The organism is Opacimonas viscosa, from assembly GCF_024199005.1.
Lineage (GTDB): Bacteria > Pseudomonadota > Gammaproteobacteria > Enterobacterales > Alteromonadaceae > Opacimonas > Opacimonas viscosa.
Map to the genome: position 1 here is coordinate 1 of NZ_JANATA010000066.1, position 330 is coordinate 330.

At 46.4% G+C, this 330-nt stretch carries 1 protein-coding gene; it reads left to right on the plus strand.

Annotated elements, in window-relative coordinates; genetic code table 11:
• Window positions 1-330: cytochrome ubiquinol oxidase subunit I (locus NLF92_RS12720; protein WP_254102569.1), on the plus strand; the 330-nt coding region annotated here is incomplete at both ends.

The window sequence follows — 330 nt, forward strand, 5'->3', positions numbered from 1 at the left end:
GGCTGGATGCAATATCCAGTAGGCGCTGAATTTAATTTTGAAGCTATGCGTATGGAAATGACCAGCTTTGCTGAGGTCATTTTTAACCCCGTAGCACAGGTCAAATTTGTTCACACTGTATCAGCAGGTTACGTGACCGGCGCAATGTTTGTGTTGGCAATTTCAAGTTACTACCTGCTTAATCATAAGCATATCGCCTTTGCGCGCCGTTCGTTCGCCATAGCTGCTAGCTTTGGCCTAGCCTCAACGCTTTCTGTGATCGTGCTAGGTGATGAAAGTGGTTATGAGCTTGGTGATGTAGAAAAAGTGAAGCTGGCAGCGGTTGAAGCA